The following is a 5,168-nucleotide window of genomic DNA, read 5'->3' as shown; positions in this document are numbered from 1 at the left end:
TGAACGTATTGTGCAGGCCTGATAAGCGCAGCGCATCAGGCAGATCACGACACCGCACCATCGGGTGCAAAGCAATATCCTGAGCCTCCATAACACAAGCCATTCTGCAGTATATGCGGTAAACTAGGCGCGATTTTGCATCAGGAAAGCGTCTATGAATCACTCCCTTAAAGCCTGGAACACCTTCGGTATCGATCAGCAAACGAATGAACTTGTCTGCGCCGAAAATGAACAACAATTACTGAATGCCTGGCAATCAGCCAATGCATCGCATCATCCAGTACTGATTCTGGGCGAAGGGAGTAACGTCCTGTTTCTTGATACCTTCCAGGGTACGGTGATCGTCAATCGTATTAAGGGTATTGAGATTACAGAGCAACCTGATGCGTGGCATTTGCACGTAGGCGCGGGTGAAAACTGGCATCAGTTGGTGTGCTATGCGCTGGAGCGCAACATGCCAGGCCTGGAAAATCTGGCACTCATTCCCGGCTGCGTGGGTTCATCGCCAATCCAGAATATTGGTGCCTATGGCGTAGAGCTGCAGCGCGTCTGCGAATACGTAGACTGCGTTGAGCTTGCGACTGGCAAACATCTGCGCGTTAACGCAGCAGAATGCCGTTTTGGTTACCGTGACAGCATCTTCAAGCATGAATACCAGGATCGTTTCGCAATTGTAGCCGTTGGTCTGCGCTTACCTAAACAGTGGCAGCCCGTTTTGACTTACGGTGACTTGACGCGTCTGGATCCTACAACAGTAACACCTCAGCAGGTTTTTGATTCTGTCTGCCATATGCGCACGACAAAACTACCCGATCCGAAAGTAAACGGTAATGCGGGTAGCTTCTTTAAAAACCCTGTTGTCGATGGGTATATTGCGCAGGAGCTCCTGGCTAAATTCCCAACAGTACCTCATTACCCGCAGGCTGATGGTTCTGTGAAACTGGCAGCAGGCTGGCTTATCGATCAGTGCCAGCTAAAAGGTATGCGCATTGGTGGCGCGGCGGTACATCAGCAGCAGGCACTGGTGCTGATCAATGCAGATAATGCGACGAGTCAGGATGTAGTGCAACTTGCACACCATGTGCGCCAAAAAGTCGGTGAGAAATTTAATGTCTGGCTCGAACCAGAGGTCCGGTTTATTGGTCCGCAGGGTGAAATGAATGCTGTGGAGATCATTGCATGAAGGATAATACCGTCCCTCTGACGCTTATTTCATTATTGGCCGATGGAGAATTTCATTCCGGTGAGCAGCTCGGTGAAACGTTGGGAATGAGCCGTGCCGCAATCAATAAGCATGTCCAGACGTTGCGCGACTGGGGGGTTGATGTCTTTACTGTTCCTGGTAAAGGATACAGCTTACCGGAGCCTATCCAACTATTAGATGCCTCACTTATTCATTCTCAACTGGATGGTGGAAATATCACTGTCCTGCCGGTTATCGACTCAACCAATCAGTACCTGATGGACCGAATAGGTCAGCTGGAGTCAGGGGATGCCTGCGTCGCTGAATATCAGCAGGCCGGGCGCGGCCGCCGTGGACGTAAATGGTTCTCTCCCTTTGGTGCTAACCTATACCTCTCGATGTTCTGGCGGCTGGAACAAGGCCCGGCCGCTGCAATTGGTCTGAGTCTGGTGATTGGTATCGTCATGGCTGAGGTTTTGCGCGATCTGGGTGCGGATAAAGTCCGTGTAAAATGGCCCAACGACCTCTATTTACTCGACCGTAAACTGGCAGGGATCCTGGTAGAACTCACTGGTAAGACAGGTGATGCCGCGCAAATTGTTATTGGCGCGGGTATTAATATGTCCATGCGCCGGGTTGAAGAAAATGTGGTTAATCAAGGCTGGATTAACCTGCAGGAAGCGGGCATTAACATTGACCGCAATACTCTTGCTGCCCGACTGATACGTGAGTTGCGCGCTGCGTTGGTGCTCTTTGAGCACGAAGGTTTAGCTCCGTATCTGTCTCGCTGGAAGAAACTGGATAACTTTATCGACCGCCCGGTAAAACTTATTATTGGTGATAAAGAAATATTTGGTATCTCTCGTGGAATAGACGCGCAAGGTGCATTATTGCTTGAACAAAATGGCGAGATCAAACCCTGGATGGGTGGAGAAATATCGCTGAGAAGTGCTGAATAATAAGAAGGGGAGCTGAGGCTCCCCTTCTTATTTATTTACGTAGCCTGACTTGCTCAACGGCATGATTGGCGCTTTTAGTCATAATCAAGCTGGCTCTTTCACGTGTTGGTAAAATGTTTTGCTTTAAATTCAGCCAGTTAATTTCTTTCCATAGCGATGTGGCAGTATTGATAGCCTCATCTTCTGATAATTTTGCATAGTTATGGAAATAAGAGTCCGGGTTGGTAAACGCCCCTTCACGGAATTTCAGAAAGCGGTTGATATACCACGTCTGGAGTAATTCTTCTGGCGCATCAACATAAATAGAAAAGTCGACAAAGTCAGAAACAAATACATGATGTGGATCGTGAGGATAGTCCATCCCGCTTTGTAATACATTTAACCCTTCGAGTATTAATATGTCGGGCTGGGCAACGGTTTTGTCGCCATCAGGGATCACATCATAGATGAGATGGGAATAGACCGGCGCCGTGACGTTAGGTACGCCTGATTTCAGATCGGAAACGAATTTAACCAAGCGATGCATATCATAGGACTGGGGGAAGCCTTTCTTCTTCATTAGTCCACGATCTTTCAATACCTGGTTAGGGTGGAGAAAGCCATCGGTAGTAATCAATTCAACCTTACGATGCTCTGGCCAGCGACTGAGTAAGGCCTGCAAAACACGCGCTGTCGTACTTTTACCGACGGCAACGCTGCCAGCAATACTAATAATATAAGGAATACGCTCGCCATTCGTGCCTAAAAATTGCTCCAGCACTGCCTGACGTCGCAGGTTTGAACTGATGTAAAAGTTTAGCAAACGCGAGAGAGGCAAATAAATCTCGGCAACTTCTTCCAGCGATAAGTCTTCGTTAATGCCTTTAAGACGAGCAATCTCTTCCTCGGTCAGGGTCATCGGCACGGAATCACGAAGCGCAGCCCACTGGTTGCGATCAAACTGTAGGTAAGGCGACGTTAACGCTTGCTCTTTTATACTCATACGCATGGTCTGGCTGTCATTGCTATATCAGGTCTGCGGTAAAAAACGAAATCATCCCCGGTACGCAATGGCACACACATTTCAGTTAATTTGGACAATGGGCAGGAGGGTAACACCAGATGGAGGGGAATAATAAGAAAAAATCATCCTCTGAAATGCAATGTGACGGGTATTCCAGATGTATAAAGATGTGCTTTCTCTCTATCGACGCGTGCATGCTGGAGCAAAATTCCTCCCTGAGGTGGCACCTTGCGTTGGAAATTTGTCCAATCCAAAGAAGAAATAGATTATTTATCGGTCGCATAGTGCAAAATGTGAGCGATAGAACATTTTATGCAATTTTTTAGTTGCATGAGTGCGCATGTCTCCATAAAATGCGCGCTACTTGATGCCGACTTAGCTCAGTAGGTAGAGCAACTGACTTGTAATCAGTAGGTCACCAGTTCGATTCCGGTAGTCGGCACCATCAAGTCCGGTGGGGTTCCCGAGCGGCCAAAGGGAGCAGACTGTAAATCTGCCGTCACAGACTTCGAAGGTTCGAATCCTTCCCCCACCACCACTTTCTGGCAGCGTTATCGCCGCCTGAGTTGATTAAAAAATTAATCAGCTCGAACAGAAAAGAGAGAAATCTCTTTTTTGTTACAGAAAGAACTGGGTAGCCGAGTTTCAGGATGCGGGCATCGTATAATGGCTATTACCTCAGCCTTCCAAGCTGATGATGCGGGTTCGATTCCCGCTGCCCGCTCCAGACGTGCTGATATGGCTCAGTTGGTAGAGCGCACCCTTGGTAAGGGTGAGGTCCCCAGTTCGACTCTGGGTATCAGCACCACTTCACTTCTCCTTCCCGTTTCTCTCTGTTTACTTTTAAAAGCATTCAACAGCTCAGGTATATTGCCTGGTTGATGTGGTGATATCACCGATTTATCCGTGTCTTAGAGGGACAATCGATGTCTAAAGAAAAATTTGAACGTACTAAACCGCACGTTAACGTCGGTACTATCGGCCACGTTGACCATGGTAAAACAACGCTGACCGCTGCAATCACTACCGTACTGGCTAAAACCTACGGCGGTGCTGCTCGTGCATTCGATCAGATCGATAACGCGCCGGAAGAAAAAGCTCGTGGTATCACCATCAACACTTCTCACGTTGAATATGACACCCCGACTCGCCACTACGCACACGTAGACTGCCCGGGCCACGCCGACTATGTTAAAAACATGATCACCGGTGCTGCGCAGATGGATGGCGCGATCCTGGTTGTTGCTGCGACTGACGGCCCGATGCCGCAGACTCGTGAGCACATCCTGCTGGGTCGTCAGGTAGGCGTTCCGTACATCATCGTGTTCCTGAACAAATGCGACATGGTTGATGACGAAGAGCTGCTGGAACTGGTAGAAATGGAAGTTCGTGAACTTCTGTCTCAGTACGATTTCCCGGGCGACGACACTCCGATCGTTCGTGGTTCTGCTCTGAAAGCGCTGGAAGGCGAAGCAGAGTGGGAAGCGAAAATCATCGAACTGGCTGGCTTCCTGGATTCTTACATCCCAGAACCAGAGCGTGCGATTGACAAGCCGTTCCTGCTGCCTATCGAAGACGTATTCTCCATCTCCGGTCGTGGTACCGTTGTTACCGGTCGTGTAGAGCGCGGTATCATCAAAGTTGGTGAAGAAGTTGAAATCGTTGGTATCAAAGAGACTGCTAAGTCTACCTGTACTGGCGTTGAAATGTTCCGCAAACTGCTGGACGAAGGCCGTGCTGGTGAGAACGTTGGTGTTCTGCTGCGTGGTATCAAACGTGAAGAAATCGAACGTGGTCAGGTACTGGCTAAGCCGGGCTCTATCAAGCCGCACACCAAGTTCGAATCTGAAGTGTACATTCTGTCCAAAGACGAAGGCGGCCGTCATACTCCGTTCTTCAAAGGCTACCGTCCGCAGTTCTACTTCCGTACTACTGACGTGACTGGTACCATCGAACTGCCGGAAGGCGTAGAGATGGTAATGCCGGGCGACAACATCAAAATGGTTGTTACCCTGATCCACCC

At 49.1% G+C, this 5,168-nt stretch carries 4 protein-coding genes, 4 tRNA genes and 1 pseudogene; 7 read left to right on the top strand and 2 right to left on the bottom strand.

Annotated features, from left to right (window positions below):
* Positions 1-154 precede the first annotated feature (154 nt).
* Together murB and birA are read left to right on the top strand one after the other, a co-directional pair.
* Positions 155-1,183 (top strand): UDP-N-acetylmuramate dehydrogenase, encoded by a 1,029-nt coding sequence (gene murB / locus OGV85_RS02845; RefSeq protein ID WP_003031102.1) that lies wholly within the window; start codon positions 155-157, stop codon positions 1,181-1,183.
* Positions 1,180-2,142: a bifunctional biotin--[acetyl-CoA-carboxylase] ligase/biotin operon repressor BirA gene (gene birA / locus OGV85_RS02840; RefSeq protein WP_003031105.1), complete on the top strand. Its 963-nt coding sequence runs from the start codon at positions 1,180-1,182 to the stop codon at positions 2,140-2,142. The genes murB and birA overlap by 4 nt, the downstream gene beginning before the upstream one ends.
* Before the next feature lie 31 nt (positions 2,143-2,173).
* On the opposite strand, the gene coaA is transcribed toward birA, so the two are convergent.
* On the bottom strand, positions 2,174-3,124 hold the full coding sequence (gene coaA / locus OGV85_RS02835; protein WP_003031107.1) for a type I pantothenate kinase: 951 nt from the start codon (positions 3,122-3,124) through the stop codon (positions 2,174-2,176).
* Positions 3,125-3,414: 290 nt separating this feature from the next.
* A pseudogene (locus OGV85_RS02830) lies at positions 3,415-3,495 on the bottom strand (hypothetical protein); the annotation flags it as partial.
* A gap of 19 nt (positions 3,496-3,514) precedes the next feature.
* On the opposite strand from OGV85_RS02830, the gene OGV85_RS02825 reads away from it, so the two are divergent.
* The 5 genes from OGV85_RS02825 to tuf all read left to right on the top strand — a co-directional run.
* Positions 3,515-3,590: transfer RNA gene (locus tag OGV85_RS02825), tRNA-Thr, on the top strand.
* Between the two features lie 8 nt (positions 3,591-3,598).
* A tRNA-Tyr gene (locus OGV85_RS02820) sits at positions 3,599-3,683 on the top strand.
* Between the two features lie 114 nt (positions 3,684-3,797).
* Positions 3,798-3,872, top strand: a tRNA-Gly gene (locus OGV85_RS02815).
* Positions 3,873-3,877: 5 nt separating this feature from the next.
* A tRNA-Thr gene (locus tag OGV85_RS02810) sits at positions 3,878-3,953 on the top strand.
* Between the two features lie 118 nt (positions 3,954-4,071).
* A partial coding sequence (tuf, locus tag OGV85_RS02805; RefSeq protein WP_118262821.1) for an elongation factor Tu occupies positions 4,072-5,168 on the top strand: 1,097 nt, incomplete at its 3' end.

Origin of the sequence: Citrobacter sp. Cf132, from assembly GCF_030333885.1 — a bacterium.
Taxonomy (GTDB): domain Bacteria; phylum Pseudomonadota; class Gammaproteobacteria; order Enterobacterales; family Enterobacteriaceae; genus Citrobacter; species Citrobacter freundii.
This window is presented reverse-complemented; position numbering and strand designations above follow the sequence as displayed.

Bases quoted from the DNA above. Each gene is read 5' to 3' on its own strand.
- murB (WP_003031102.1), top strand. From the start codon at position 155: ATGAATCACTCCCTTAAAGCCTGGAACACCTTCGGTATCGATCAGCAA.
- birA (WP_003031105.1), top strand. From the start codon at position 1,180: ATGAAGGATAATACCGTCCCTCTGACGCTTATTTCATTATTGGCCGAT.
- coaA (WP_003031107.1), bottom strand. From the start codon at position 3,124: ATGAGTATAAAAGAGCAAGCGTTAACGTCGCCTTACCTACAGTTTGAT.